The 25,221-nt window shown below is 66.9% G+C and carries 19 protein-coding genes, 1 tRNA gene and 1 pseudogene; 3 read left to right on the forward strand and 18 right to left on the reverse strand.

The window, feature by feature from the left end; translation table 11 throughout:
- Positions 1-54: 54 nt before the first annotated feature.
- From IEX18_RS00005 to IEX18_RS00015, 3 genes are read right to left on the reverse strand one after another with little or no spacing between them, the layout of a single operon-like run.
- Positions 55-2,127: a hypothetical protein gene (locus tag IEX18_RS00005; protein WP_188656579.1), complete on the reverse strand. Its 2,073-nt coding sequence runs from the start codon at positions 2,125-2,127 to the stop codon at positions 55-57.
- Positions 2,124-3,671: a hypothetical protein gene (locus IEX18_RS00010; RefSeq protein ID WP_229664278.1), complete on the reverse strand. Its 1,548-nt coding sequence runs from the start codon at positions 3,669-3,671 to the stop codon at positions 2,124-2,126. The genes IEX18_RS00005 and IEX18_RS00010 overlap by 4 nt, the downstream gene beginning before the upstream one ends.
- A complete protein-coding gene (locus tag IEX18_RS00015; RefSeq protein ID WP_229664279.1) occupies positions 3,668-5,557 on the reverse strand; it encodes a hypothetical protein in 1,890 nt (629 codons plus the stop codon). The genes IEX18_RS00010 and IEX18_RS00015 overlap by 4 nt, the downstream gene beginning before the upstream one ends.
- 679 nt (positions 5,558-6,236) lie before the next feature.
- Here IEX18_RS00015 and IEX18_RS00020 point away from each other — a divergent pair.
- Complete coding sequence (locus IEX18_RS00020; protein ID WP_188656581.1) at positions 6,237-6,443, forward strand: AlpA family transcriptional regulator; 207 nt, start codon at positions 6,237-6,239, stop codon at positions 6,441-6,443.
- Between the two features lie 172 nt (positions 6,444-6,615).
- Here the strand turns inward: IEX18_RS00020 and IEX18_RS00025 are convergent.
- Positions 6,616-6,692: transfer RNA gene (locus tag IEX18_RS00025), tRNA-Arg, on the reverse strand.
- Positions 6,693-6,834: 142 nt separating this feature from the next.
- Here IEX18_RS00025 and IEX18_RS00030 point away from each other — a divergent pair.
- Positions 6,835-7,332: a hypothetical protein gene (locus IEX18_RS00030; protein WP_188656582.1), complete on the forward strand. Its 498-nt coding sequence runs from the start codon at positions 6,835-6,837 to the stop codon at positions 7,330-7,332.
- Here the strand turns inward: IEX18_RS00030 and IEX18_RS00035 are convergent.
- Positions 7,329-9,521 carry a spermidine synthase gene (locus IEX18_RS00035; protein WP_188656583.1) on the reverse strand — a complete coding sequence of 731 codons (2,193 nt, stop codon included), beginning with the start codon at positions 9,519-9,521 and terminating at the stop codon, positions 7,329-7,331. The two genes, IEX18_RS00030 and IEX18_RS00035, sit on opposite strands and share 4 nt — an antisense overlap.
- Positions 9,518-10,507: a porphobilinogen synthase gene (hemB, locus tag IEX18_RS00040; RefSeq protein ID WP_188656584.1), complete on the reverse strand. Its 990-nt coding sequence runs from the start codon at positions 10,505-10,507 to the stop codon at positions 9,518-9,520. Before hemB ends, IEX18_RS00035 begins: the two co-directional genes overlap by 4 nt.
- Before the next feature lie 68 nt (positions 10,508-10,575).
- Between hemB and IEX18_RS00045 the strand changes: the two genes are divergently transcribed.
- Positions 10,576-11,499 carry a diacylglycerol/lipid kinase family protein gene (locus IEX18_RS00045; RefSeq protein ID WP_188656585.1) on the forward strand — a complete coding sequence of 308 codons (924 nt, stop codon included), beginning with the start codon at positions 10,576-10,578 and terminating at the stop codon, positions 11,497-11,499.
- Here the strand turns inward: IEX18_RS00045 and IEX18_RS00050 are convergent.
- The 12 genes and pseudogenes from IEX18_RS00050 to IEX18_RS00105 form a co-directional block, all read right to left on the reverse strand.
- A complete protein-coding gene (locus IEX18_RS00050) occupies positions 11,438-12,856 on the reverse strand; it encodes an MATE family efflux transporter (protein WP_188656586.1) in 1,419 nt (472 codons plus the stop codon). The two genes, IEX18_RS00045 and IEX18_RS00050, sit on opposite strands and share 62 nt — an antisense overlap.
- A gap of 75 nt (positions 12,857-12,931) precedes the next feature.
- Positions 12,932-15,691: pseudogene (locus IEX18_RS18840) on the reverse strand (valine--tRNA ligase).
- A 27-nt stretch (positions 15,692-15,718) separates the two neighbouring features.
- On the reverse strand, positions 15,719-16,135 hold the full coding sequence (locus tag IEX18_RS00060; protein ID WP_188656587.1) for a hypothetical protein: 417 nt from the start codon (positions 16,133-16,135) through the stop codon (positions 15,719-15,721).
- A 163-nt stretch (positions 16,136-16,298) separates the two neighbouring features.
- Entirely contained in the window at positions 16,299-18,344 is a 2,046-nt protein-coding gene (locus tag IEX18_RS00065; protein ID WP_188656588.1) for a S9 family peptidase, read from the reverse strand.
- Between the two features lie 64 nt (positions 18,345-18,408).
- Positions 18,409-20,028, reverse strand: a complete 1,620-nt coding sequence (locus IEX18_RS00070) for a histidine kinase famiy protein (protein ID WP_188656589.1) — start codon at positions 20,026-20,028, stop codon at positions 18,409-18,411.
- A 50-nt stretch (positions 20,029-20,078) separates the two neighbouring features.
- Positions 20,079-20,651, reverse strand: a complete 573-nt coding sequence (locus IEX18_RS00075; protein WP_188656590.1) for a DUF2497 domain-containing protein — start codon at positions 20,649-20,651, stop codon at positions 20,079-20,081.
- 33 nt (positions 20,652-20,684) lie between these two features.
- Complete coding sequence (locus IEX18_RS00080; RefSeq protein ID WP_188656591.1) at positions 20,685-22,229, reverse strand: TolC family outer membrane protein; 1,545 nt, start codon at positions 22,227-22,229, stop codon at positions 20,685-20,687.
- Positions 22,230-22,234: 5 nt separating this feature from the next.
- Positions 22,235-22,882, reverse strand: a complete 648-nt coding sequence (locus IEX18_RS00085; RefSeq protein WP_188657755.1) for a protein-L-isoaspartate O-methyltransferase family protein — start codon at positions 22,880-22,882, stop codon at positions 22,235-22,237.
- 269 nt (positions 22,883-23,151) lie between these two features.
- Complete coding sequence (locus IEX18_RS00090) at positions 23,152-23,313, reverse strand: Flp family type IVb pilin (RefSeq protein ID WP_188656592.1); 162 nt, start codon at positions 23,311-23,313, stop codon at positions 23,152-23,154.
- Between the two features lie 123 nt (positions 23,314-23,436).
- Positions 23,437-23,628: a Flp family type IVb pilin gene (locus IEX18_RS00095; protein ID WP_188656593.1), complete on the reverse strand. Its 192-nt coding sequence runs from the start codon at positions 23,626-23,628 to the stop codon at positions 23,437-23,439.
- Positions 23,629-23,922: 294 nt separating this feature from the next.
- Positions 23,923-24,954, reverse strand: coding sequence for a tyrosine-type recombinase/integrase (locus IEX18_RS00100; RefSeq protein WP_188656594.1), 1,032 nt, complete (start codon positions 24,952-24,954; stop codon positions 23,923-23,925).
- Positions 24,947-25,201: a helix-turn-helix domain-containing protein gene (locus tag IEX18_RS00105; protein ID WP_188656595.1), complete on the reverse strand. Its 255-nt coding sequence runs from the start codon at positions 25,199-25,201 to the stop codon at positions 24,947-24,949. The genes IEX18_RS00100 and IEX18_RS00105 overlap by 8 nt, the downstream gene beginning before the upstream one ends.
- Positions 25,202-25,221 lie beyond the last annotated feature (20 nt).

Consider the following 25,221-nt stretch of genomic DNA (forward strand, 5'->3'; position numbering starts at 1 on the left):
CCCCGATCGGGGCCCTTTCCATGTCGTCATCACGCCTCGACCGCTGGCCTACTTTTACACCGCCACCGTGGCCGGATTTTGCTCCGCCGTTGACACCGCGAGCCGCAGCGGATGCCAAGGGGCGACGATCGCGGATGGTGCACCGCCAATCACGCGCACGCTGCCGATGCTTAGGAACGGCTCCCAGAGGTCGCGCCGGTTAAGGTCGCCGACGGCGTGGCGGAGCAGCGCGCCGAGCAGTGCGCCATAGGCCTCGGCTTGGGCGATCAGGCTTGCCGAGGCATAGCCTGAGCTTTGCAGCGCATTGAGCGCCTCGGCATAGAGCCCTGCGAAATGCGACCAGGCCGTATCGATCGCCGTGAAGCCCTCGCCATCGATCAGGCCACCGCTGCGCGCGGCTTTCAGGGCTTTGGGAAAAAGCTTGGCAATGTCCTCGCCGATGTTGGTCCGCGGAACCAGCGTCCCGGCATCTTGGCCGAAAGCGGGCTGCAACGTGCCAACATCGCCCAGCGATACTGACTGGAGCGCGCCTTTGCGACTGACGGGCAGGCGCGCGACCTGGCTGCGCACGAACGGCCGCTTGAGAAGCCGGCCGACATCCTTGGGGAGCTCGAGGCCGATGACGCCCGGCTGGCCGGTCCAGATCAGCTGGACGGTCGCCTTGTCGCCGCCGACGGTGAGCGCGATATCGAACTTGATCTGGATCGCGCCGCGCGCGGTAGATTCGTTACGACGATATTTCTTCTGCCGCGCCTTGGCGCGGTCGAGCAGCTCCTCATACGCAAAGAGATAGGGCACGTCCCATTCGACGAGCGGCCCGATCAGCGCCGGCAGGCCGCGATAGCGAAGGCCGAAGGAGAGGCCGACATCGGCGTTGAGGTCGAGAAACTGGGCGCGGGTGCGGCGGGACGACTTGATCACCAGCTTGCGCGGGCCGCCCACGAGATTGACCTGTCCGAACAAGCGCTCGATTGCGCGTAACAGCCCCTCGAGAAAGTCGGTGCATTCAATTGGGCGACCGAAGATGAACCGCTCCCATTTGACGCGGAGCGCCTTGTCTTGGCCAAGATCGTCGCGATGGGCCTCGAAGAAGTCGCGGTCATCGTCGCGGGTTTCCTTGAGCGACCGGCCTTTGAGCGCGACCAGATATTCCTCGTCGGCCGGGCTCAAGCGGTCTGGCAGCGTGAACTCAAAGAAGTTGATCGTCTCCTGTGCAAAGGAGGTTTTCTTGAGCTTGATGCCTGAAAAGAGCTGAAGGACGCTCTGGCCTTCCCATTCAAAGCCGGCGAGCGCTTCAGCCTCCAGTCCCCAGCCGGGCGCCGTATCGATGAACGCCTCAATCGCGGGATGAACCTCGGCCGGGATGTCGTCGCGCACTTCATCGAATTGGCTGCGCAGCTCTTCGCCCTCGATGATCTGTCGGTTGGGGCGCTGCTTTACTAAAAGCGGCTTGCGGTCGGAGACGAGCTTTTCGAACAGCTTCTTCCAGCGGCGGGGCTGCTCGCGGTCCTTGTCGCCAAGACCCATGAAGTAGCCGCTGTCGCGCGGCAGGCGCAGCGCCGGAAGCGCCCAGCCCAGCGCCATCGCGATCGGTACCGCATCACTTTCGATGCGCTCGCGTGTCATCGCTACATAGGTGCCGATCTGATGGAGGGTCCAGTCGTCGGCGGTGTTAAGCCCACGCAAGGCTGCTTTCCAGCCCGCGATCTGCCCCTCGCTGAGCCCTAATCCGGCGGCGGCGGCATCGACCCAAGGATCGGGCTCTTCGGTCAGCTGCTTGGCGCCGATTAGTGTAACATCGCCAAGCGACGCGCCTTGGTCGTCATCGGTATTGGCGAGCAGCATGGCGGGCCTGTCGCACGCCGAATTGCGGACGCGGACAGTGCGCTCGTCGGTGATAGCCGTCTCCGGCAGCCCGAACGGCCCGACTAGGTCGCGCGGCAGCGCGATCATCAACTTGGTCACCGTGACCGGGTCGGCGAGCAGCGCACGCGTGATCGCCGCGACCTGTTCGCCGGTCAGCCTGTCGAGAAGATAGCGCGCTAGCTCATCCTCGGGGGTGAGAGCGTCGAGACGCAGACGGATGGAGGTCGCGCCGGCGGCGCCAATCAGATCGGACGGGGTCACGCCGCTTGCGCTCGCTGAAAGGGATTTTCGACATAGGCGCAGCTGTCGGACAGCCGCTTCAAAAGACCGAGGCTGGCGAGCCGTTCTTCCAAACGATGCGCGTTGTCGGAAAAGTCCTCCTGGTCGGCAGTCCCGGCATCGATGAAAGGCCGCGCCTGCGCGTCGCCGATTACGAAGCCGTAGCGCTCATGGATGCGCACCAGGAAATCCTTGAATTCGAGACGTTCGCCGACACAGGCGATGACCAGGGTCTTCAAGAGCCGGTCGGTCGGCGCGTAGCGAACGCGACGGCTCGAGCGCCGCGAGGACAGTCCGATTGCCCGCGCCCAGGTCATGTGGATCTTGCCGACATGCTGTTTGTGACGGACGGTGGCGCGCTCGACAAGCTCGTCGACAAAGTCCTGCGGCTCGGCGACGAGCTCATCGTCATCGCCGTCCGGCCAGCCGAACTCACGTTTCAAAATGTCGGTCGCGTTCATGGTGGGATCGTCCGACGCCAGCGCGTCGCCCCAGGCATCGGTTTCGGTGACGCGGCGCACGAAGCGTTCGATCGCTTGCTGGGGCAGCATATTGTTATGCTGGTAGCTGTCTGCCGACAGATCGCGGACCACAGATTTACGTGGCGAGACGATTTCGCAGATCAGGCTGATCGGCGGCCGGTCGAGCAACTCGCGCGCGCGGTCGAGCTGATAGAGGATGAGGTTGAGGCCGGTCATCGCGACGAGATGCGGGATCGCGTCGTGCGCCGGGATTGGCAGATTAAGGATCGCCAGCCAGTCGCTCGCCAGACGATCGAAGATCGGGTGGCTCGAACACGGCAGATAGGCGCCGGCGCGCTCCTGCCTGGCGAGTTGGGGATCGCCTTGGAGCGCATGCGCCATGCTGTCATAAGGCGCTGGGCTTTCGAGAAATTTGGACACCAGTGCACCGCGCAGCGCATCGGCATGCTGGCTTCGCGCGAGCATCAGGTACAGCAGTTCGCCGGTGCGTGCGAAGAAGCGGCGGTCGTTTGAGACGCTGCCGTTCGGCTTCACATTGACGTCTTCGTAGAGTGCATGCGGGCCGAACGGGAAAACGAATTTTGAACTCCAGCGCTTGTTGCTGGTGCCCTCGATCGCCGACCCTTGCAAAAAGCTCAGCACCGCGGCGAAATCGTCGAAGCTTTCGAACCGCTCGCGCAAATAGCTGAAATCAGGACGATCGATTCCGCCCGCACTCTCGGCCATCCGCTCGAGCCACATCGTCCAAGCGGCTTCGTCAGAGCGCGCCTCGGCCTTCACCGTCATGACATGGGGATTGTTGAACACGAGGTTGCGCAGATGGAGCTGGAGCTGCGGCCTGTACGATAGGCTGTTGAGCCGCGTCTCCTGCAGCGCGCGGCCTTCGTGATGCTCGGCGAGCAGGACAGTCATGAACTCGAGGAAGATGAGCCACGGCGCCTGCTCGTCGTGCAAACGGTGACCCCATATCGCTTCATCTATCCAGAAGGCAGGACCGGCGCGATCCTCGAACTCGGTCGGGCGGGCAAGGATTTCCATTGTCATACCCGGACGATTACCCGGCGCGGCTGGGCGCGGCCGTTGGCATTGAGATCGATGAAGCGCAGCACGAGTTCGCCATCGCTGGCCTCCTCTTCACCATCGAGGCGGCGGCGATTTTCGGTCTGGCGTAGCAGCCGCGCTTTGAAGGCCAGGAGATCTTCGTGACATTCGAGCGAGAAGCTGCTCGGCAGCGCGCCTTCGGCGACGCGGCCGAGAAACTCGAAGCGGGTCGGCGACAATGACAGGAATACAGGCGGGATCTCCTTGCCGCGCACGAGCTTAACCGACACCCCGAATGAACCATCACCGGGATCGGCGACGATTGCGACCTCTTCGCCGCCTGAGCGGGGGACCGAGATCAGTTCGTCGAGCAACGGACTGCGCTTCGACTGCGAATAGCTGCCCGACGTGGCGAGCACGAGCTCATCCTGATTCTGGACGAGCATGCCGGTAAAAATGCGATTTAGGCCGCGCACCACCAAATTGAGCGCCGCGCGCGGCACGGACTGCTTGGCCGCGATCTTATCGGCAACGTCGAGATACAGTCCCGCGTAGCGAAACACAGTCAAGTCCCACAGCGCATAATCCTCGGCCTTGTCCTCGGGCATGGTGAAGAACAGCCGCTGCCGCTGGGCGCGAAGGACATTCAGGAAGCCGGCGCGATCGCCATCTTCCGCCCCCTCGAGATACGTGCGTTGTGCGGTCGCATAGGCCGGTGTCGCGCCATAGACGGGATCGCTCAGGATTAACGCTTGATAGTCGGCCGCATAGGCCGGATCATCGGCGCCATAGACGAGCAGATTATCGACGCGATTGCTGGTCTCGGCCCCGATGCCGAATGCGTTCAGTTTCCGGAAGAGTTCGGTTTTCTCAGCCTTACTGGGTTTCAGATTTTCGCCGAAGATGTTGCGATAGATGCTCGCGAGGTCGACCTTGCCCGAAGCCTGGATGGCGGCGACGTCGTTGCAGGTCATCAGTCCGTCGCGCGCATCGGGATGACCGAGAATTGCGTTGGCGACGAGCGCCAGCAATTGCCGCACCGGGAAATGGCTGCCGTTGCGCTCACTCAATTCGATGAGCGCGGTGAGGCGTTGCCTGATCGGATCGTCGGGCCCTTCGCCAATCAGCCGGCGGCGGTTCTCGAAGATCGGACAGCGTCCATCGGTACTCGCGCCGCAGTTTTCGCAGCCGTTCCAACCCTCATGGCGAGTGACCTCGTCGATGATCGCCATTGCCACTTTGGCGGCGGGCGAGCGGCTGAGATCGGTCAGTTCGAGCGCGATGCCGGGGTCACTCGTGATCCCCGTGACGAGCAAATCCTCGACGACCTTGCTTACGCGGACGATTTCGGCGGTGTCGGGGGCGGATTTGAGCTTCTCGAGCAGCTGTCCGTGATTGGCCGCGAACAGATAGAAGGTTCGCGTCGCGGGATCGGCAACGTCTCGTGCGAATTCGGCAATGAGCTCGTTGCTCTCATCGTCGCGCAGCTCGCTTAGATCCTTGACGATGACGAGCGTGCGGTCGTCGAACGCCAGTCGCTGGATCTTGTCGCCAAGGTTCCAGGCCGTGACGTCGCCGCCAAGCGCGGTCCATACTTCACGACAGTGATAGGTCTTGCCGTCGCCGGCCGTGCCGGTGATGATGTGCGAAACGGCTGCATCGCTCTTGAACATCGGGACGAGCTGGTCGCGAAGCGGCGCAGGCAAGGTGATCGGCCTAATTTTGTGACGACGCAGCGCACGCTGGATCGACTCGTCATACATATTGTCGTTGGTCGGAATCGGGCCGTAGTTCCGAAGAAACCGCACCCATGCCGTTACCGTTGGATTCGCCGACAAGCCCTGCCCCCCAGTTTCCAGCATGTTCCAGCCAACGGTCCAGTTGGTCAACGACGAACGGCACATACCGGTCGTGTCGGACCAGGGGCGCGTAGCGGCCGGGGAGAGCTAGATGAACTACGGGACCGCTAAATGAAGGCCGCTGCCAGCGGAACGCTTCGCGGTTCTCCGCGCACGGAGGCGCAGCAGCGGATCGTCCCAACCGATCGGAACGATACGCGAACAAATAGCCTCTGCGATCCGTGTGCGATCCGCTGATCGGAACAAACGGCCATCCCCGCGGGAGACCGACCCAAGGAAGTCCTAGCCGAACTAAGGATTTGGAATGGTGGAGCCGAGGGGGATCGAACCCCTGACCTTCGCAATGCCATTGCCGCGCCCTCCCCTTCCCCGTCACTTTGCCACGCTAGTTCAGTGACTTAACGCCGTCGCGGGCATTGCGAAGGTCTGGGGTCGAAGTTGCGAGAGTCTGGGCCGACTTCGCCGGCGTTGAGGTGTCAGCCTCGGCGTCGATTCGCGCGACAGGAGTCGCGCTAGGCGCGAACGCAATCGCGGTGGCGCTCCCAGTTGGGTATCCGGGGCGCTGGCGAGATCATCAATCCTGCGACCCAGCGCCTTCAACCAAGGCGCGCTGCATCCCCGGAAGGCCGTCACGGCTCCAAAGCTTCCCCTGCTGATCTCCACGGCCATATGATCGTGCCGGAAGGGGCTATCCTGCTTGGAGCAGACCATGGCCAACGATGCTCACACACCCACTCGCCTGATCCGGCTGCCCGAGGTCAAACTCCGGACCGGGCTCGCCCGATCATCGATCTATCGGATGATGGAGGACGGCGGCTTTCCACGCCCTCGCAAGCTTGGGCCGAGGGCGGTTGCGTGGCTGGTGAACGACATCGATCAGTGGATCGACAGCCGGCCTGCGAAACCGACCCGTTGAGGGTGCAGCCGAGAGGAAAGCTGGCGTAAGGTCGCCAGAATCGGAGAACAGCATGACAGACTTAGCTGACACCTCAGAAGGCCCTCGCCTCCCCTTTGGGGGAGGCGTGTTACCTAGCCTGTTACCTAGAACCACCTGGGCGAGGGATGGTCCCCTCTAACCCTTTGAAAAGTGGCGCGCCCGGAACGATTCGAACGTCCGACCCTCAGATTCGTAGTCTGATGCTCTATCCAGCTGAGCTACGGGCGCGCAATGGAGGTGCGCTCTTAGCAGTCTTCGCCGACCGCGCAAGCGCCTTTTCCGGGAAAAGCGCTCCTCGCGCCAAATTCGGGCGGGTGACCGCCTACGGCCGCCTTGGCCTGTTCGCCATTGCCGCTTAGGACATGCCGGCATGAAGATCGCCGTGCCGCTGCTGCTCGTCCCACTCCTCGCCGCCTGCGCGCGGGATGCGACGGTCTATCCCTCGCTCGCCAAGCGGCCGATCGAGGCGATGGACCTTTCCAAGCCGCCCGAAAGCGCGCCTGCGACCATCGTGCCGGATCCGGCGCTCGACGCGAAGATCGCGACGCTGACCCGCCGCCTCGCCGCCCTGAAGAGCGGGTTCGACACCGATGCGGCCCGGGCCGAGACGCTGGCCCGGGCAGGCGGCGCCAGGACCGTAGGCAGCGAGGCCTGGCTGACCGCGCAGACGGGTCTCGCCGCGCTCGACGACTGGCGGGCGCAGACGAGCACGCTGGTGGGCGAGGCCGATGACGCCGCCCGGACCCGCGCGACGGCGCTCCAGCCGCCCTACCCGGCGCTGGAGGCGTTGCAGGCGGCGATCGGCGCGGAAAGCGCGCGGCAGAACGATGCCGCCCGCCGGATCCAGGCGCTGCTGCCCGGCGCCTAGCGACGCAGCAGCGGCAGGATCGTCGAATAGTCGTCGGTCCAGGGCGAAAGCCCGGCGCGCGCCCGGGTCGGCCGCCAGTCGCGCTCGTCCCCGGCCAGCGCCGTCAGCACACCGGGATCGCGCGACAGCGCCACCCAGAGCGAGACCGAGGCGGTCGTATCGAGCGCGGACGGCTTGTAGTCGAGCGTCACAGCCCGCCAGCCGCCGTCCCGTGCGGCCGCGGCGACCACCGGTTCCAGATCGAGGAAGCGGTTCGAGATGTGCACGAGCAACAGGCCGCGCGGCGACAGGGCCCGGGCATAGGTGGCGAAGGCCTCTCGCGTCAGCAGATGCATCGGCACCGCGTCGGACGAGAAGGCGTCGAGCGCGAGCAGGTCCAGCGATCCGGGGGCTGCGTGCGACAGGCTGATCCGCGCATCGCCGATCCGGATCTGCGCGTCCGGCAGGCAGCGCGCAAGATAGGTGAAGCGCGCCGGGTCGCGCGCGATGCGGGCGACCGTCGGATCGATTTCGTAGAAGGTCCAGAGCTGGCCGGGCTGTGCATAGCAGGCCAGCGTTCCCGTGCCGAGCCCGACCACCCCGATCCGCGCGCCGGGGCCGTAGAGCGCCGGCGCCCGGCGCATCGCCCGCCCGACTCCGCTCCCCGGCGCGTAATAGGTGGTCGGCGTCCGCTCGCGGGCGATGCTGCCGGCGAGCTGGATGCCGTGCACCGTCGTGCCATGGTCGAGCTCGCGCAGGCGCGCGCCGAGATGGACGGTGTAGACGCCGAAGTAGCTGCGAATGCGGGCGCCGGGCTCGAGCGAGAGGAGGAGGGAGCGGTAGCCGCCGAAGAGCATGAGGGCGGCCGCGAGCACCGCGACATAGGCGGGCCGTGCGCCGATCGAGGCGAGGCCGAGCGCACCGAGGGCGAGGAAGAACAGCCCCCGCCCCTCCAGTCCGCCAGCCGCGCCGTCTTCGATCCCGAGCGTCACCAGCATGGCCAGGCCGGCGAGCACGGTGCCGAACGCGATCCACCAGCGGCGGCCCCACCACAGGTTGCGCAGCCCCGCCGTGAGGAAGGTCTGCGGCGCGAGCGCCCCTGCTGCGAGGATCAGGATCGGATATTCCCATGTCCAGTCGAACAGCACCGGCGCGATCAGTCCCGCGAAGACGCCGCCTAGGGCTCCGCCCGCCGCCATGGCGAGGTAGAAGCCGGTCAGCCGCTCGGGCGCGGGGCGCTGGCGGTAGAGCGCGGTGTGCAGGGATACCGAGGCGACGAAGAGGAGCAGCAGCGCCACGAAGAGCGTGAACCAGGGGCCCGACCGGTAGCCCGCCATCATCACGCCGCCGAACAGCAGGATGGTGATCGGCGCCATCCGCGTGATGAAGTCGGCCGCGCCACGCCGGTCGGCGAAGGCGACGGTGAAGCTGAGCAGGTAGAGGCCGAGCGGCAGCACCCAGAGGAGCGGCATCGCGACAATATCGGTGGTGATGTAGGTCGAGGTCGCCAGCATCAGCCCTGACGGGACCAGAGCGAGCAGCGTCCAGCGCACGACTTGCCCCCGCTGCGGCGGCGTCTCGACCGGGACCGAAGTGCCCTCGGCAGCGGCAGTGCGCGGCAGCATCGTCACGCACGCCGCCACCAGCGCCGCGAGCAGCAGGTACCCGAGCGTCCACGCCCAGCTTTGCTGGCGCGACGCCATCAGCGGCTCGACGAGGAGCGGGTAGCAGATCAGCCCGGCGAAGCTGCCGAGGTTCGAGGCCGCGTAGAGCGCATAGGGATCGCGCCCGCCGCTCGCCGTGGCGAACCAGCGCTGCACCAGCGGCGCCTGGGCGGAGACGGCGAAGAAGAGCGGCCCGATCGAGCCCAGCAGCAGCCACGGCACCCAGAAGGCGGGCTGCGCGCCTGCCGGCAGGTCCGCCTGCATCAGGCCGATCGGCAGCCACAGCGCCGCCCCGGCGAGCAGCGCCAGATGGACCAGCCCCTGCGTTCGGGGCCGCAGCCGGCCGAGCGCATGGGCATAGGCGTATCCGCCGAGCAGCAACGCCTGGTAGACGAGCATCGCCGAATTCCACACGGCCGGCGCACCGCCCAGCCGCGGCAGCGCCATGCGCGCGATCATCGGCTGGACGAGGAAGAGCAGGAACGATCCCGTCAGGATCGTCAGCACGAACACCCAACGGCCCGCTCCGCGGGCGGCGGAGTTCATCGTGCGAGGAGCCGCGCCGCGTGGGCCGCGTGATAGGTGAGGACGCCGGCGCATCCGGCGCGCTTGAACGCCATCAGCGTCTCCAGCACCATCGCGTCACGCTCCGCCGCGCCGGCGGCGATCGCGGCCTCGATCATCGCGTATTCGCCCGATACCTGATAGGCGAAGACCGGCACCTCGAACCGCGCCTTCACCCGCGCGATGATGTCGAGATAGGGCAGGCCCGGCTTGACCATGACGCTGTCGGCGCCTTCGGCCAGATCGAGCGCGACCTCGCGCAGCGCCTCTTCGGCATTGGCGCTGTCCATCTGGTAGGTCTTCTTGTCCCCCTTCAGCAGCCCGCGGCTGCCGACCGCATCGCGGAACGGGCCGTAGAAGGCGGAGGCGTATTTGGCCGCATAGCTCATGATCTGGACGTTGACGTGCCCCTCCCCCTCCAGCGCGCCGCGGATCAGGCCGATCCGCCCGTCCATCATGTCCGACGGGGCGATGATGTCCGATCCCGCCCGCGCCTGGTTGAGCGCCTGCTGCACCAGCGCGTCCGCCGTCCGGTCGTTGACGACATAGCCGGCGGCGTCGACCAGCCCGTCATGGCCATGGGTGGTGTAGGGATCGAGCGCGACATCGGTCAGCACGCCGATCTCGGGCACCTTGTCCTTCAGGGCGCGGATCGCCCGGCACATCAGGTTGTCGGGGTTCAGCGCTTCCGCCCCGTCGTCGCTCCGCAGCCCGGGCGGCGTGTTCGGGAACAGCGCGACGCAGGGAATGCCGAGGTCGCGCGCCTCGCGCCCGCGGGCGACGATCCCGTCGATCGACCAGCGCGACACGCCGGGCAGGCTCGCGATCGGCTCCTCCACGCCGTCGCCTTCCGCGATGAAGAGCGGCCAGATCAGGTCGGCCGGCGTCAGCACGGTTTCGGCGTGCAACCGGCGGCTCCAGGCCGAGGCGCGGGTACGGCGAAGGCGGATGGCGGGGTAGGACGACATGCCCCTGCCATGAGGGATCGCTAGCGGCCGGGCAAGCGTTACGGCGATGGTTGCGGGAGTGTATCGATATGCGCGAGATCCGGTCGGCGGCGATGGTCGTCAATGCGAAGTCGCGCAAGGGGCAGAAGCTGTTCAAGAAGGCCTGCGCGGCGATGAAGGGCCTGCCCTACCCCGTCGATGCCCGCGCGGTGGAAGACCCGCGCAAGCTCGAGCCGACGCTGCGCGACGTGCTGGCGGCCAAGCCCGACCTCGTCATCCTCGGCGGCGGCGACGGTACGATCAGCGGGCTGGTCGACCTGCTGGTGGGCCACGACGTGGTGCTCGGCGTCCTGCCGCTCGGCACCGCCAACAGCTTTTCGCGGACGCTCGGCATTCCGCGCACCGTCGAGGGTGCGGTGGAGGTGATCCGCGCCGGCCATACGCGGCGGATCGATCTCGGGATGATCGACAACGACTATTTCGCCAATTGCGCGGCGATGGGGATCAGCCCGCAAATTGCCGAGACGGTGCCGCACGGCCTGAAGAAGGTCCTGGGCATGGTCGGCTATCTCGGCTGGGCCAGCTACCAGTTCGGGCGCTTCCGCCCCTTCACGCTTCATGTCGACACGGGCGAGATCAAGCGCAAGCTCAAGGTGGTCGAGGTGCGGATCTCGAACGGCCCCTATCATGGCGGTACGTGGCTGGTCGACGAGGCGTCGGTCAATTCGGGCGAGATCGTCGTCCAGGCGGTGCGCGGCCATTACAAGCGCAAGCTCGCCTATAACTGGCTGGCGAGCATCCTGGGGCTCAAGGCGCGACACCACGACACGATCAGCTTCTCGGGCGCCCGGGTGCGGATCGATACCGAACCCCGCCTGCCCATCTCGATCGACGGCGAGGTGCTCGCCCGAACGCCCGTCACCGCCCGGATCGCGCCGGGCGCGATCGAGGTCATGGCGCCGGAGCCTCCGCCGCCGCCTCCATCCGCGGCGGTCGAGCCGCCCCCGGCATGAGCGGGCGCTGCCGCCGCCACGGCCCGTAGCGATAGTAGAGCCACGCGCCGAGCGTTGTTACCGCCGAGCCGAGCGGGAAGCTCCACCAGAGCGCATCGGCCCCCAGCAGCGGCCGGATCGCGAGCGCGAAGCCGAGCCGCACCGGGAACATGGCGACGAACAACACGATCAGCGGCCCCCAGACCGCGCCATTGGCGCGGACGGTGCCGAACAGGACCATGGTGACGCCGAACAGCAGGAAGCTCCAGCTGGCGATCAGGCCGATATGCTGGGCGATCGGCACCGCCGGGCTGGCGGCGGGGAGGAACAGGCCGAGCGTCGTGCGGTCGAACCACAGGATGGCGACGATCAGTACCCCGGTCATCACGATATTGTAGAGGATGCCGGCGCGCGTGATCCGGGCCACCCGATCCCATTTGCCCGCGCCGATATTCTGCGCCGCCATCGCGCTCACCGCCGCGCCGATCGCCAATGCCGGCATCTGGATATAGGCCCAGAGCTGGAGGACGACGCCATAGGCGGCGGTCGTCTCCACGCCCTCGCGATTGACCAGCCCGACCATGGCAAGGCCGGCGGCGGAGATGACGAGCATCTGCGCGCCGATCGGCAGCCCCTTGCCGACGATCGTCCGCACCAGCGCGCCTTGCGGTCGCAGATAGGCGATCTCGCCGCCCTTCAGCCGCAGCGGCAGGTCGCGCCACATGATCCAGCCGGTCAGCGCCAGCACCGATACCGCATTGGCGATCAGCGTCGCGGTGGCCGATCCGGCGATCCCCATCTGCGGAAACGGCCCGATGCCGCGGATCAGCAGCGGGTTGAGGCCGGTGTCGATCACGACCGCCAGGATCATGAACCACAGCGGCGTCATCGAATCGCCCGTGCCGCGCAGCCCCATCATCAGCAGCACCAGGACCATCGCGGCCGGCAGGCCGAGGAAGATGACGCGCAGATAGGCATCGGCGAGCGGCAGGGCCGCCGGGGGCGTCGCCAGCGCGACGAGGATCGCGTGCGAACAGGCCCAGCCCAGCACCGCGAAGACGAGCGAGGCCGCGAGGACGAGGCCGATCGCCGATCCGAAGGCGCGGCGTGCATTCTCGACGTCGCGGCGACCCCAGGCCTGGCCGATCAGGATCGTTGCCGCCATGCCGAAGCCGAAGACGCCGCCAAACATCAGGAACATGATGATGTTGGCATTGGACGCTGCCGCCAGCGCCCGTTCGCCGAGAAAGCGACCGATCCAGATCGCGTTGATCGAACCGTTGAGCGACTGGAGGATGTTCGACCCCAGCGTCGGCAACGCGAAGGCGATCAGCGTGCTGCCGATCGGCCCCGTCGTCAGGTCCCGCTGTGCCTTCATGCCATGCCCCCTTGCCGCCCCGCGCGGCAGGGATGCCCTATCGCATGCGCCAGCGGAAGGGGATGAAAGGTAGGCCTATCCCAGCCGGACGAGCGCCGCCTGCAGCCGGGCCGCTTCCGCCATCTTGTCGGCATGGTCAACCTTGGCCTTCTCCACCGCCTCGGGCTTGGCGCGTTCGACGAAGCTGGGATTGCCGAGCCGTGCACCGAGCGCATCGCGTTCCTTCTCCGCCGCCGCGATCGCCTTGCCCAGCCGCGCGCGTTCGGCCACAAGGTCGATGACCCCCTCGAGCGGGAGGATGAAGGTCGCTTCGTCGACCACGATCTGCGCGGCCCCGCCGCCGACATCGCCCTCGGTCGTCTCGACCCGGGCGAGCCGGCCCAGCACCGCCTGCTGCCGCGCCAGCCGGGCGTGCGTTTCGCCGCCGGCATCGCGGACGTGGAGCGGCAGTCTCGCCCCCGGCGGGACGTTGAGCTCGGTCCGTGCCGCGCGGATCTCGGAGACGAGGCGGATCAGCCAGTCGATCTCGCGTTCGGCCGCGGGATCGAGCGCGCGCGCATCCGGCATCGGCCAGTGCGCGACGATCAGGTCATGGTCGCGCGGAGCGAGACCGTGCCACAGCTCCTCGGTGATGAAGGGCATGAAGGGGTGGAGCAGGACGAGGATCTGGTCCAGCACCCAGCCTGCGACCGCCTTTGTCTCCTCGTCGACCTGGCCCCTCTCGCCCTCGCTCGACACGGGCTTGATCAGCTCCAGATACCAGTCGCAGAAGCGGCTCCAGACGAACTGGTAGATCGCGTTGGCCGCCGCATCGAACCGGTATTCGCCGAGCGCGAGGTCGACCGCCTGCACCGTCCCCACCGTTTCCGCGAGGATCCACTGGTTGACGGCGTGCGACGCCGCGGGCGGCTCGAGCGAGGTGGAGCCGCCGATGCCGTTCGCCTGGGCGAAACGGCAGGCATTCCACAGCTTGGTCGCGAAGTTGCGATAGCCCTCGACCCGCCGCTCATCCATCTTGATGTCGCGGCCCTGGCTTTCCATCGCCGCCATGAAGAAGCGGAGGGCATCCGCGCCATATTGGTCGATCAGGCCGAGCGGATCGACGGTATTGCCCTTGGACTTCGACATCTTCGACCCGTCCGCCGCGCGGACGAGGCCGTGCAAATAGAGGGTGCGGAACGGCACGTCGTGCATGAAGTGCAGCCCCTGCATCATCATGCGCGCATCCCAGAAGAACAGGATGTCGAAGCCGGAGATCAGCACGTCGTTGGGGTAACGCCCGCCGAGCCTTTTACCGGATAGCCCCTCCCCTTCAGGGGAGGGGTTGGGGTGGGGCGCTTCGCTGGGCGCGTCGGTCTCGGTGAGACGGACACGCCCCACCCCTTACCCCTCCCCTGAAGGGGAGGGGTGATTCTCGGGCCAGCCGAGCGTCGCGAAGGGCCAGAGAGCCGAGGAGAACCAGGTGTCGAGCACGTCCGGGTCGCGCGTCAGCAAGACGCCCTCGCCCGCCTCGGCCTGCGCCTCTGCCTCGGTTTCGGCGACGAAGATGCGGCCGTCCTCCGCGAACCATGCCGGGATCTGGTGTCCCCACCAGAGCTGGCGGGACACGCACCAGGGCTGGATGTTCTCCATCCAGTTGAAGAAGGTCTTCTCCCAGCTTTTCGGCACCAGCCGGATCGCGCCGGTCTGCACCGCCTCGATCGCAGGGGCGGCGAGCGTCTTGGCGTCGACATACCATTGGTCGGTCAACCACGGCTCGATCACCACGCCGGAGCGGTCGCCATAGGGGGTCTGGATCACGCGATCCTCTATCCGCTCGAGCGCGCCCGCCGCTTCGAGCTTCGCGACGACCGCCGTCCGTGCGTCGAACCGGTCGAGGCCGATCAGGTCGGCGGGGACGAGGCCGTCCGCCGTCTGGCAGATCCGCGCCTTCGCATCGAGCATGTTGAGCATGTCGCGCGCCTCGATCCCGGCGCGGCGGCCGACCTCGAAGTCGTTGAAGTCGTGGCCCGGCGTGATCTTCACCGCACCGGAGCCGAGCTCGGGATCGGCATGCTCGTCCGCCACGATCGGGATCAGCCGCCCCGTGATCGGCAGCCGCACCTGCCTGCCGACCAGCGCGGTGTAGCGCGCATCGCCCGGGTTCACCGCGATGGCCATATCGGCGAGCATCGTCTCCGGCCGGGTCGTAGCGACCGAGATGGTGCCGCTGCCGTCCGCCAGCGGATAGGTGAGATGCCAGAACTTGCCCTGCACCTCGCGCGTCTCGACCTCGAGATCGCTGATCGCGGTGCCGAGCCCGGCGTCCCAGTTCACCAGGCGCTTGTCACGATAGAGCAGGCCTTGACGGTAGAGCTCCACGAAGACCTTGAGCACCGCGGACGAGAAGCCCTCGTCCATCGTGAACCGCTCGTTGGACCAGTCCATCGAGCAGCCCAGCCGGCGCAGCTGGCGGGTGATCTGCCCGCCGCTTTCGGCCTTCCAGGACCAGACCTTGTCGATGAAGGCGTCACGGCCGAGATCGGCACGCGCAATGCCGTCCTTCGCCAGGTTGCGCTCGACCACCATCTGCGTGGCGATGCCGGCATGGTCGGTGCCAACCACCCACATCGCGTCCTTGCCCTTCAGCCGGGCGTGGCGGGTCAGGATGTCCTGCAGCGTATTGTCGAGTGCATGGCCGATGTGCAGGCTGCCGGTGACGTTGGGCGGCGGGTTGACGATCGTCCAGGGCTCCGCGCCGGGACGCTTGGGGCGGAACAGCCCCTTGTCCTCCCAATGCGCGTACCAGCGCGCTTCGATGGCGGCGGGGTCGAAGGTCTTCGGCAGCTCGGTCATGCGGCCGGCCCTAAGCCGCATTGCCGTTCAGGACAATTGGTCGCGGCGAGGTCGCCCCACGCGCGCATGCACCGAGCCGCCCGGCGGGCGATCCGACCGCACACGCTTTGATAACAAACGTCCCCCACCATGTTGCACGGATAACAAATATCCGCGTGACGAGGCGAGGGTTCGGTGCCGTATCTGAAGCGACTGCATAGCGAGGTGATGGATTACATGCTTCAGTACGAAGCGTTGATCCACCCCGATCAAGACATTGATATACAGGAAATTACCCGCAAGCGGCTGGTAATCTTCACGACCATCCGGCAGACCCATGTGATCCTGGACGACATGATCGCCGGCCTGCCGTCCGACGGTCTGCCGCCGCACAGCCAGCGTATCGCGACCGAGCAACGCCAGCGGGTCCAGCATGTCATGGGGGTCTACCAGGTCCATATCCATCGCTGGACCCCGGCAAACATTGTGAAAGATCGGAAGAACTATCAGGACAGCGTCACTGTATTGCGCGCTGTCCTGGAGGAACAGTTCCGGTGGGAGGAGGATCAGCTCGCACCGATCCTCCGCCAGGCGGCGCTGATGCGCACGGCCGGGCCGGCGCCGAATCTCAGCGCTGGCGCCCCGTCCAACGGTCCAGCCAGCCCAGCACCTCGCCATACCATTGGCGCGAGTTACGCGGCTTCAGCACCCAGTGGTTCTCGTTCGGGAAGACCAGCAGCCGGGACGGCACACCGCGCCGCTGCAAGGCGGTGAAGGCCGCCAGCCCCTGGGTGTAGGGGATACGGAAGTCCTTCTCGCTGGTGATGACCAGCTGGGGCGTCTTCCAGGCGGTGACGTGGTTCACCGGGTTCCACTTCTCGAAGGCTGCGGGATCCTCGTAATAGGTCTTGCCGCCATGCTCCCACTCGTCGAACCAGAGCTCCTCGGTCTCATAGGCCATGGCGCGGGCGTCGAAGACGCCGTCATGCTGGACGATGCACTTGAACCGATCGGGCCAGTTGCCCTCGATCCAGTTCATCATATAGCCGCCATAGGACGCGCCCATGGCGCAGGCATTGTCGGCGTCGAGCCAGCCGAACTTCGCGGTCGCGGCCGCGAGTCCCTTTTGCAGATCCTCGAGCGGCCAGCCGCCCCAGTTGTTGCTGATCGCGTCGGTGAAGCCCTGGCCATAGCCGGTCGACCCGTGGAAATCGACCGCGACCAGGCCGTAGCCCGCGCCCGCGAACACCGCCGGGTTCCAGCGATAGGACCAGCTGTTGTTGCTCGATCCCTGCGGCCCGCCATGGACCATGAAGGCGATCGGCACCTTGCCCGACGATCCGGACGGACGCACCGCATAGCCCCAGACGGTGTCGTCGTTCGCGCCCTTGAAGCTGAACCGCGTGACGGTCGGCATGTCGATCCCGGCGAGGCGGGTGGCGTTGACGCTGGTCAGGCGCTGCGGGCGATTGGGCTTCGCGACGAGATAGAAGTCGGACGTCGCGACAAGGCTGTCCATCGCCACCACGACACCGCGGGGCGTGACCGCGACCGCGCTGACATGCCCCTCGCCCGTCATCCGCGTGACCTTGCCGCTTGCGGCATCGACGCGGAACAGGGGCACCTCCTGCGTGTCCTCGGCGGTGACGTAGAGCGAGCGGCCGTCCGGCGCCCAGGCGATCGACCCCACCGAACGGTCCCAGGCTTCGGTGACGGCGCGAACCTGTCCGGATGCCAGATCCCGGATCATCAGGACCTGGCGATCGGCCTCGAAGCCGGGCCGCTTCATCGCGAACCAGGCGAGACTGCGACCGTCGGGCGACACGCTGGGCTGGTTGTCGGTCGCCGTGTTGTCCGCCGTCAGGTTGACGGGCGGGGTTGAGCCGTCCGCGGGCGCGGAGAAGATGTCGAGATTGGTCGATGTCGATTCGATCCGGCCTGCCTCGCGCAGGGAGAAATAGACGGTGCGCGAATCGGGGCTCCAGGACACCTCCTCTCCGCCGCCGAAGGGCTTGGAGGGCGTGTCGCCGACCAATTTGCCGGTGATCGGCACGCCGTCGCCCGGCGCGCCGTTGGGGCCGAGCGGCAGCACGAACAGCTGCGAGCGGGTGCCGTCCGCCCATGTATCCCAATGGCGGACGAAGAGCTGGTCGTAGGTGCGGCCCGACCCCGCATCGGCGGCCTTCTTCTCCATCGCCGGCGCGAGGCTGGGTGCACCCGGCTTGCGATCGGCCCAGACCAGCAGCCGCGACGCGTCCGGCGAGACCTTGAACCCGCCGAAACCGCCCTGGAAGCCGGTGAGCTTGCGCGGGCTGCCGCCGGCGACGGGGATCGCCCAGACCGCGCCGTCGCCGCCGCCCTTGTCGGACGAGAAGTACACGGTGTCGCCGACGATCTGCGGGTCGTTCTCGTTGACGTCGGGCTCCGCGGCGAGCGGCTCGGGCCGGGCGTTGCGCCTGGTCAGGTCGAGCCGCCACAGGTCGAACCGACCGCGATCCTTGTCGATGTCGGTCTCGCGCTGCGCCCAGACCAGCCAGTGCCCGTCCCGCGAGACGGTGGGGGTGCCGATACGGCTCAGCATCGTCACATCCTGGATCGTGAGCGGGCGGGCGGAGGCGGGTGCGGCGGCGAGCGCGACGAACGGCGCGAGGCCGGCGAGGAGGAGGTGCTTCATGGCGGGCAAGCTAAGCAGAAGCCGCAATCCGCATCAACCGGTTACGAACGTTACCGGTTTGAAGTCAGGTGCGCGCGCCCGGCTTGTCCAGGACCTGGCGGATGCGCTCGTTCAACTCGTTGCGGCGATAGGGCTTGCGGATCAGCTCGTAGGAGCGCGCGCCCTCGTCGATCGCCTCGTCGGCATAGCCGGTCGTCAACAGCACGGCGGTGTGGGGGTAATCGCGCCGTACCGCGTTGGCGAGCGCGACGCCGTTCATGCCGCCGGGCATCAGGATGTCGGTGAAGAGCAGGCGGTAGTCGGCGTCGGACTTCAGGAGTTCCAGCGCGGCGCGACCGCTGCTGACCAGGGACACTTCATACCCCAGGTCGCGCAGCATCTCGCGGCCGAGTTCGCCGACCTCGATCTGGTCCTCGACCATCAAAACCCGCTCCCGCCCGCCCTCGTTCGGCTTGGTCAGCGCCGGGGCGCGTTGCGGCATCGTACCGGTCGCGCGCGGGAACCAGAGCGAGAAGCAGGCGCCATGTCCGCCCTCCCCGCCATTGCGCACCGTCGCCAGCCCGCCGGACTGGCGCATGAAGCCATAGACCATCGCGAGCCCCAGGCCGGTGCCCTTGCCCATCTCCTTGGTCGTGAAGAAGGGATCGAAGACCTTGTCGACGATCGCGGTGTCGATTCCCGGACCATCGTCGCTGATGGTGACGACGGCATATTCGCCCGCATCGATCTTCTGCCCGACGGCCGGATCGTCCTGCGGCAGGACCATATTGTGCGTGCGGATCGTGATCCTGCCCTTGCCGCCCGTTGCATCGCGCGCATTGGCGACGATGTTAAGCAGCGCCATCTCGGCCTGGACGGGATCGATGCGGCAGTTCCAGAGATGATCGTCGAGCTTGCGGACGACCTCGACGCCGTCGCCCGCAGTCCGGTCGATGATCGGGCGGAAGCCGTCGATCAGCTGGTTGAAGTTGAGCAGCCGGTCGCGCAGTTCCTGCTTCCGCGCGAAGGCGAGCAATTGCTGGGTGAGCGTCGCGCCGCGCGCGGCGGAGGTCGCGATCGCTTCCACGGCACGACGGCCGGAGCGATCGTCCGCCGGGAGCCGCGCCTCCAGCATGTCGACATAGCCCAGGATGACCTGCAGCAGATTGTTGAAGTCGTGCGCGATGCCGCCGGTCAGCTTGCCGACCGCTTCCATCTTCTGCGCCTCGTGCAGCGCCTCTTCGGCTTCGCGGCGGCGGGAAATGTCGAGCTGGGAGCCGAAATAATAGAGAAGCTGGCCATTCTCGTCGAAGACTGGCGAGACGAACAGCGCGTTCCAGAAGGTGGAGCCGTTCTTCCGATAGTTCAGGACCTCGACCGAGGCCTCTTCCTGCTTGGCAATCGCCGATCGCACTTGGTTGATCGCCTCCGGGTCGGTCTCGGGACCCTGGAGAAAGCGGCAGTTGCTGCCGAGAATCTCCTCCTCGCGATAGCCGGTCATGAAGGTGAACGCGTCGTTGCAGAAGATGATCGGATTGTCCGGCTGATGCGGATCGGTGACGATCATCGGCATCCGCGTCGTCTTGACGGCAGCGAAGAAGATGTCGTGAGGGGCACCATGGGGCGGCCGGTGATCGCTCACCGGCGGTGACGAGGCCCGACCCCGCTCGTCGTCGGGCAATTCGGGAGGCTGTTGCCCGACCATCTAGCGCGCAACCGGGCAGGAGACCGGCTTGTTCCCGCCCTTGCTCATGGTCAGCGCGGCGCGCGGGTGATCTTGGCGATCTCCGCGGCCACCATCTCCTCGACCATCGCCGGCAGATGGGTGTCGAGCCACTCGGCGAGCATCGGCCGCAGCATCGCGCGGACCAGCCCTTCCAGCGTGTTGTCGTCCGCCTTCGGGGACGACGGCGATTCGGCGCGGACGATCAGGCGGCTGAGATTGTCGAGGGCGTTGCGGCTCGCTTCCGCCGCGCCCGCGGACAGGATCGATCCGGCTGCCGGCGACGGGGCTGCCGCCCGCACGGCGGGAGCGGGATCGGCGACGTGCGAATCGGCCATGACAGGCTCCTGCTCCTCAACCTCTTCGGCGATGTCGTCATCGACCACGACCGGCGGCGATACCTCGGCGGGAACGGGTAGGATCGGATCGCTGAGCTCCAGCACCTCGCCCTCGTCGTCCGCCTCGACCGGTGCGGCGGGCGGGGCCGGCGGCGCCGTGCGCGGCGCGCGACGCGCCCTGACCGGTCCTTCGCCCTCTTCGGCGATGATCCGCTTGATGGACGACAGGATCTCTTCCATCGACGGCTCGGCGCTCATGTCCCCCATGTCCCGCTCTGTTCCCGCATCGGCCCCCCGCCCCTATTGGCGGTTCGGTGAATCCGCACCTGTGGTTAATGCAGGGCTCCTGTCAACATTCGCGTCGAGCATCGGGTCGAGCGGACGACGTACGGTCGCATTCTGCGCGGCGATGCCGGCCGTGGTCGTCGCTACGGGCCGCGGCTGCGGGTCGCTGTCGAAGTCGTTGATGCGGTTGCGCACGCGCTTGTAGTTGGCGACCGGGTCGTAGAGTGCGCCGCCTTCGAGGCCGAGATCGCGCGCCTCTGCCCGTCCCATCGCGGCGAGGAGCGCGAAGCCGGCGACATAGGCGTCGCGACGCGCGGTGACGAGCGTCACCTGGCTGTTCAGCAGCTCCTGTTCGGCGTTGAGGATGTCGAGCACGGTGCGCGTGCCGACGCTGTTCTCCGCGCGCACGCCCTCGAGCGACAATTTGTTGGCGTTCACCGCCGTTTCCGAGGAGGCGATGACCTGTTGCGAGGAGCGCCAGATCGCGAAGGCGGAGCGCGCCTGAGCGATCACGTTCCGCTCGGTCGCGGTCAGCTGCTCGATCGCCTGGCTCTGCAGCGCCTGGGCCTGCCGGACCTGGGCCGCCGGCCGGCCGCCCTGGAACAGCGGCAGGGTGAGCTGGATACCCGCGGTCGCGGTCGTGACGGCGTTGGGCACGCGCGTACCCGTGATCGCCGTCGGCACCGAGCCCAGGTAATTGAAGTAGTTGCCCTGCCCGACCGCCGACACGCGCGGGAGACGCTGGGCACGGGCGACGCCGACGTCATAGGCGCTGGCGTCGCGCGCGCGTTGCGCGGCGAGGATCTGCGGATTGCCCGCCAGCGCCTCGGATACGGCGATGTCGGGACTCGCGGGCAGATTGGGCAGCTGCGGCGGTTCGTCCAAGGTTCCGGGAGCGGAGCCGACGATGTTCAGATAGGTTTCGCGGCTGGAGATCAGCTGCGCCTCGGCCGACTGGAGCTGCGCGCGGGCCAGGGCCAGTCGCGCCTCGGACTGCGCCACGTCGGTGCGGGTCAGGTCGCCCACCTGGAACCGGTCGCGGCTGGCGTTGAGGTTCGTCTCAAGCACGCGGACATTCTGCGTGTTCAGGCCGACGATCGCCTCGTCGCGGATCACGTTCATATAGGCCGCGACGACGTTGGTGAAGAGCGACGCCTCGGTGCCGCGCAGGTTCGCGCGACCGGCTTCGACCCGCGCCTCCGCCGCGCGCACGTTGTTGCGGACCGCTCCGCCCTGGAACAGCGGGACCGACAGCTGCGCCGTCCCGGTCGCGGAGCGTTCGGGATTGAGGAAGTTGTTGCTCGCCTGCAGCGCGTTCTCCGTCAGCGCGCCGTTCAGGTTCGCGCCCGGCAGGCCGCTGGCCCGTGCGATCGGCACCGTCTCGTCGGTCGCGCGCAGCGAGGCCCGCTGACCGGTGATCGTCGGATTGCCGTTATAGGCCTGCAGCAACGCCTCGCGGAGCGTCTCTGCCGACGCCGCCGGGGAGACGAGCGGGAGGACGAAGGCGCAAGTGAGGGTGGCGCCCCTGCGAAGGGCGCGGTGTCTCGGGCGGTGGACCATGGTGGTTAGAACCGAAAGCCTGAAGGGACGGAAAAGCCCGGAAGCACGACACACTCGGCATCGACGAACGGCACGACGCCATGGCCGCTCGTCGTCCGCCGACCGCTGGCGAGGCGGGTCACCCCGCGCTCGATCAGGCCGGTCGCGATGCGGCCGCCGGGACGCAGCTGCGCGACCAGCGCCTCCGGCAGCGTCTCGACCGCGCCGTCGACCAGCAGCAGGTCGAAGGGTCCGTGGTCCGGCGCGCCTTCGGCCAGCGGACCCTCGACGACGGTGACGCCGTCGGTATCGGCCAGGCGCTCGCGCGCGATCGCCGCGAGCGACGCGTCGCTTTCCACGGCGGTGACGCGGGCGCCGAGAAGCGCGAGAAGCGCGGTGGAATAGCCCGTCGCCGCGCCGATCAGCAGCACGCGATCCTCAGCCAGCACCTCGGCCTCGGTCAGCAGCCGACCGGTCGCCATCGGGGGATTGAGGAACCGGCCCGCACCCAACGGCACGGCGCGATCGATATAGGCGGCCGCCCGCTGCGCTGCCGGCACGAAGGCCTCGCGCGGAACGGTGCCCATCGCCGCGACGACGCGGACGTCGTCGACGCCCGTCGTGCGCAGCTGGCTCGACACCATCGCCTGGCGCATCACCTCGCTGTCCGCCATGGCCAGATCGCCGCCGGGGATCGCCCCCGATGTGGTCGCGAATGTCGTCATCGTCGTCATGCCCCACCCTTACGCCTAGCGTCTTATTCATGCAATACACTGTTGCGTCAACGGGCTTCGTATCGCGTAGCCGCCGGAGCGCCAAGGCGAAAGGCGCGCGCGGCACGTCGCCGACGCGGATTGCGGGCACGGGAAGGGGCGACGGACCCCCGTGGATCCGCCGCCCCTTCTGTCTTCCGTCGCTGCGATCCCCGTCGGGATCGAGGCGATCAGCCGAGCTTGTTGCCGACCGTGTTGAAGGTCGTGCTCAGCTTGGTGCCCAGCGACGACATCGCGCCGATCGCGGCAACCGCGATCAGGGCGGCGATCAGGCCGTACTCGATGGCGGTGGCACCCTTCTTGTTCTTCAGAATCTTGCGGATCGTCTGCATTCCGGTCTCCATTGTGCGAAGCTTCATCACCCGGCCGGGCCGGGTAGATACCGGGCCAGCAATTGGGAAAATAATGGGCTGGGGTTGAAAAAGGCTTAAACTGCACGGCCTTCGACGAAATCGTCAGCGCGCGTTGACCACCTTGTTGCTGACGACGTCCCACATGGCCGAGGTCTTGGTCGCGAAGGTCGACAGGGCGCCGATCATCGCCAGCACGATCAAAGCGATGATCAGTCCATATTCCACGGCGGTAGCGCCCCGCTGATCGGCAGCGATGAAGCGGACAAGGCGGCGAAGGGCGCTGAGGGCGAGCATGGGCCGGGGGTAGCCCGATATGATTAAGGCTTGCTCAACATGCCCCGCTTCTGCGGCGAGTTCGACGGAAAGAAAGCCGACAATCGAACAAGTTGCATTCGGCGCTTGACGCATCGGCCGAAAGCGCGGAAATGCCCGCCTCCACCGCATCGAGGCCCGATGGCGGAGTGGTTACGCAGAGGACTGCAAATCCTGCGACAGCCGAGGATTTAGGCCGATAGTACGCGGTGTTTCGCGTCTGTTCGCTTCGTGGAGTTGTGCGGGGTACAGCCGCCCGCTGCGTACTTTCCAACATCATGCCGATGCCTCCATTTTGGCAATTGCAGCCTTCGCACGCAACCGCTGCGAGGCGTATTTGAGAGCCATCCGGAAGGTCTGGTGGCCCAACACCGATTCGATCTCAGCGACGGTGCAACCGGCCTCTTCCATGCGCGAGCCGGCAGCGTAGCGCAGACCATGCATCGAGCGATCGTCCGGCATCGCGGCGACCTTGCTGACGCGGCGCCGGACAGCCTGCGATAGTCCATTGGCGGTGTAGGCCTTGCCGCCTTCCGTGGTGCAGATGACCACGCCCTGCCGCTTCAGCGCGTCTAGGTGCTTCCGCAGTACGCTGTGACAGGCGATGTCCAACAGCGCCGTGGTCTTGGACTGCCGGACGCGGATCACGTCGCCCTGGTACTGCTGCCACGTCATGCGAACCACGTCCTCACGGCGCTGGCCCGTGTAGAGGGCGATCAGCACCGGCGTGACGAGATGCTCCGGCGCACCCTTCAGGAACGCGGCGATCTCGGCATCCGACCAGACCACGATCTCGCGAGCCCCGCCCTTCCGTTTGATCTTCTTGATGCCCTTGGCCGGGTTGAACCCTTCTGGCACGTGGCCGGCCTCATCTGCCCAGCTGTAAAGGCGGGAGAGCATCTGCTTGATCTTGTGCGCCTTGCGTGTCGTCGTCGCGTGATCGTCGCGCACGGCTTTCAGGATTGCCCGGCTGGCTAGAGCGAAACGCACCTGCCCAAGCTCATCCTTCAGCAAGCCGAGGGTGCGCGCGTAATCAGTCTGCGTCGAGTCGGCGAGGTTTCGAAACTCCGGGCTGCGTTGATACTCGGCGATCAGCCAGGCGAACGTGCTGCGCGAGGGTGGTGCTACCTTCTTGGCTTCAACGACCGCCAACAACTCGGCATAGCGCTGCATGAACGCTGCGCGCTCCGGTTGCTTCGACCAATGCAGGCCCTTCTCATGCGGCAGCGGCACATCGCCGGTCAGCTTATGGCGAAACCGCCAGTACGCCCCCTTCGACAGGTAGGTGAAGCGCAGCGGGTTAGCCACGGGCACGATTCGCGAAGAAACGCGCCTCCTCGTCTGCGACCGCGCGAGGATCCGCCTCAACCGGCTGATCAGCCATGCGGTCTACCCACAGATCGAGGTCGCGGATATCGTACAGGACGCGCCGGCCCACGCGGCGGCATTGCAGCTCGAGCCCCCGCAAGGTGGTCTGCGACAGGGACAGGTATTCCGCAGCATCCGCCTCCGACAGAAGCCGGGGCCAGCGCCCGATGAAAGCCGGTGCGTTCACCCCCGCCTCTCCTTCTCTTC

This window comes from Sphingomonas metalli (assembly GCF_014641735.1).
GTDB lineage: Bacteria > Pseudomonadota > Alphaproteobacteria > Sphingomonadales > Sphingomonadaceae > Sphingomonas > Sphingomonas metalli.

What these genes read in the sequence shown, in the direction of transcription:
- IEX18_RS00010 (WP_229664278.1), bottom strand. Translation starts at nt 3,671, where the DNA reads ATGACAATGGAAATCCTTGCCCGCCCGACCGAGTTCGAGGATCGCGCC.
- IEX18_RS00020 (WP_188656581.1), top strand. Translation starts at nt 6,237, where the DNA reads ATGGCCAACGATGCTCACACACCCACTCGCCTGATCCGGCTGCCCGAG.
- IEX18_RS00030 (WP_188656582.1), top strand. Translation starts at nt 6,835, where the DNA reads ATGAAGATCGCCGTGCCGCTGCTGCTCGTCCCACTCCTCGCCGCCTGC.
- IEX18_RS00035 (WP_188656583.1), bottom strand. Translation starts at nt 9,521, where the DNA reads ATGAACTCCGCCGCCCGCGGAGCGGGCCGTTGGGTGTTCGTGCTGACG.
- hemB (WP_188656584.1), bottom strand. Translation starts at nt 10,507, where the DNA reads ATGTCGTCCTACCCCGCCATCCGCCTTCGCCGTACCCGCGCCTCGGCC.
- IEX18_RS00045 (WP_188656585.1), top strand. Translation starts at nt 10,576, where the DNA reads ATGCGCGAGATCCGGTCGGCGGCGATGGTCGTCAATGCGAAGTCGCGC.
- IEX18_RS00050 (WP_188656586.1), bottom strand. Translation starts at nt 12,856, where the DNA reads ATGAAGGCACAGCGGGACCTGACGACGGGGCCGATCGGCAGCACGCTG.
- IEX18_RS00060 (WP_188656587.1), bottom strand. Translation starts at nt 16,135, where the DNA reads ATGGATATGGACCTGGTAGACCCCCATGACATGCTGGACCCGCTGGCG.
- IEX18_RS00065 (WP_188656588.1), bottom strand. Translation starts at nt 18,344, where the DNA reads ATGAAGCACCTCCTCCTCGCCGGCCTCGCGCCGTTCGTCGCGCTCGCC.
- IEX18_RS00070 (WP_188656589.1), bottom strand. Translation starts at nt 20,028, where the DNA reads ATGGTCGGGCAACAGCCTCCCGAATTGCCCGACGACGAGCGGGGTCGG.
- IEX18_RS00075 (WP_188656590.1), bottom strand. Translation starts at nt 20,651, where the DNA reads ATGGGGGACATGAGCGCCGAGCCGTCGATGGAAGAGATCCTGTCGTCC.
- IEX18_RS00080 (WP_188656591.1), bottom strand. Translation starts at nt 22,229, where the DNA reads ATGGTCCACCGCCCGAGACACCGCGCCCTTCGCAGGGGCGCCACCCTC.
- IEX18_RS00085 (WP_188657755.1), bottom strand. Translation starts at nt 22,882, where the DNA reads ATGGCGGACAGCGAGGTGATGCGCCAGGCGATGGTGTCGAGCCAGCTG.
- IEX18_RS00090 (WP_188656592.1), bottom strand. Translation starts at nt 23,313, where the DNA reads ATGCAGACGATCCGCAAGATTCTGAAGAACAAGAAGGGTGCCACCGCC.
- IEX18_RS00095 (WP_188656593.1), bottom strand. Translation starts at nt 23,628, where the DNA reads ATGCTCGCCCTCAGCGCCCTTCGCCGCCTTGTCCGCTTCATCGCTGCC.